The following is a 2,421-nucleotide window of genomic DNA, read 5'->3' as shown; positions in this document are numbered from 1 at the left end:
CACGCATACGCTCAAGGCCTTGACACAAAATCCCCTTCTCTTTGCTTCACAACTAGGCTCAGCAGGCATCAATCTGCCAAATAAATTGTCCTATTTTTAGAAAAATGGTTGACAAATGGTAGAAAAATCTTGAGGAAGATTTTGAGCTTGCTGATAAAACTTTTGAAGAAAGTTTCAATGAAGTACGGCAAGACGAGCTAACACAGTATTGAAAGATAAACTAAAAGACTATATTGGATCCAAGTCAGTTCGAATTACTAGATGCTGAGGCGAGTGAGGGGAGAGAATTTGGGGTCATCTGGAATGGTCGGTTACTTGGGCATTTTCGACTAGATTAGATTGACAAAAGTGTATGCTTCTCTACTTAACCCTAAAGCCAAAATCTATTGGTCAGGGGCTGGGCCCCTCGGTTTTATCAGATCATAGAGGACTTCTTGGTAAAAAAGGAAAGATAAGGCAAATGACTGTTATGTTTCGAATTAGATACCATCAAGTATTTTTTCAAAATCAAGGTTTCGAAAAAACATCTGCTAGGAATCCACGCTTGGTAAACTCACTATAGAGTTAGGGAAAAAGAGTTGGGTCGCAACTCTTTTTATCATTTATTTGATAAGGTAGGTGAACCGCTTTTTCATTGGTTTGATTTTAAGAACGTGTTATAATTGAAAACATACAGATAAATTCTTCATGCTACAATACGGAAAGTCATTCGAATTGGTAGAGTATGAAAATTCGCAAACTATCACTGGAATAAACTTGACTGTGGTGGTATGGCTGTCTAAAGAAAAGGAGAAGTAATGATGGTGTTTGGGATTATTCTTTTTGGACTTTTGCTCTTAGTGGTCTGTCTCTTAGTCATAAGCTCCCTCTATGTTGTACGTCAGCAATCAGTAGCTATTATTGAGCGTTTTGGCCGCTATCAAAAAACCGCATCTAGCGGTATTCATGTACGACTCCCCTTGGGTATTGACCGCTTGGTTGCTCGGATTGAGCTTCGACTCTTGCAGAGCGAAATCGTAGTTGAAACAAAAACCAAGGACAATGTTTTTGTCACTTTGAATATTGCGACCCAATACCGTGTAAATGAATCCAATGTTACGGATGCTTACTACAAACTGATCAAACCAGTGAGTCAGATCAAGTCCTATATTGAGGATGCGCTTCGTTCTTCAGTACCTAAGTTAACCTTGGACGAATTGTTTGAGAAAAAAGATGAAATCGCCTTGGAAGTTCAAAATCAAGTTGCAGAAGAAATGTCTACCTATGGTTACGTGATTGTCAAAACGTTGATTACCAAGGTTGAACCAGATGCTGAAGTGAAGCAATCTATGAACGACATCAATGCTGCGCAACGCAAACGGGTTGCCGCCCAGGAATTGGCTGAAGCTGATAAGATTAAAATTGTAACCGCAGCGGAAGCTGAAGCTGAAAAAGATCGTCTACACGGGGTTGGGATTGCCCAGCAACGGAAAGCCATTGTGGACGGACTAGCAGAATCAATTCGAGAGTTGAAGGAAGCTGAAATCAGTCTTAGCGAGGAGCAGATTATGTCTATTCTCTTGACCAACCAATACTTGGACACCCTAAATAATTTTGGTATGTATGGTAACAGCAGTATCTTCCTACCGGGCCAACCAGATGGGGTGGAGGATATCCGCACTCAACTTCTCTCAGCTATGAAAGCCAAATAATGCTTAGCTAATTTCAAAATCAGAATACTCGCGGAATTTCAAATAAATGACGAGGACAGCTGATGATGATCGTTCAACAGGTCTCCCAGACCTGTTGAACATTATCCCCGAATTATTCATACCCTGAATATCTTTGCGTAACTATCAAAAAAATCATCAGAAACAAGCAATAAACAATTGCAGTTCTGATGATTTTTATGAACGATCAAGCTTTTCTATAAATAAATATGGGTCTGCTACCTTACCACCCTAAAAAAGGGTAGACTCCGCCCTTGGTGCGACTCTCGATTTTTAAAAATGTATTCTATTTGATTCGGTATCCTAATTTCCTAACAAAGGAGGACTGGTATCCCTTACTGCATAGAGAACGGGGAGTGAGAAATCTAGTCTGGAAATTCGCTCAAAGAGAGCCTGAAACTCATCCTTCAGAGAATAGAGATTAGACAGTTTTAGAATTTGTTTTCTAGCACTTTTGACGCATTTTCCAGCTATATTCACAAACAGTTTCCGAAAACGTTTCATCGTCAAATTCTTCACAGACCCACTAGCTAGATGCTTCATAAATAAGGAAAGATTATAGGCCAAGCAAGAAATCATCATACGAACTTCATTCTTGATTAGAGTTGAACTATCTGTCTTATCCCCAAAAAATCCAGACTTCATCTCTTTTATGAAATTTTCAGACTGTCCTCGTTTTCGGTAAAGTTGAAAACATTCTTCGCTAGCACCA

At 39.5% G+C, this 2,421-nt stretch carries 2 protein-coding genes; one reads left to right on the top strand and one right to left on the bottom strand.

The genetic code is table 11. From position 1 onward, the window contains the following. Nucleotides 1-800 precede the first annotated feature (800 nt). Nucleotides 801-1,691, top strand: coding sequence for an SPFH domain-containing protein (locus I1A59_RS09315; RefSeq protein ID WP_196092478.1), 891 nt, complete (start codon nucleotides 801-803; stop codon nucleotides 1,689-1,691). 321 nt (nucleotides 1,692-2,012) lie between these two features. Here I1A59_RS09315 and I1A59_RS09310 read toward each other — a convergent pair. Next, nucleotides 2,013-2,421: transposase (locus I1A59_RS09310; RefSeq protein WP_196091203.1), on the bottom strand; the 409-nt coding region annotated here is incomplete at its 5' end.

This window comes from Streptococcus sp. NLN76 (assembly GCF_015686645.1).
In the GTDB taxonomy this organism is placed as follows: Bacteria; Bacillota; Bacilli; order Lactobacillales; family Streptococcaceae; genus Streptococcus.
This window is presented reverse-complemented; position numbering and strand designations above follow the sequence as displayed.

What these genes read in the sequence shown, in the direction of transcription:
- I1A59_RS09315 (WP_196092478.1), top strand. Translation starts at nt 801, where the DNA reads ATGGTGTTTGGGATTATTCTTTTTGGACTTTTGCTCTTAGTGGTCTGT.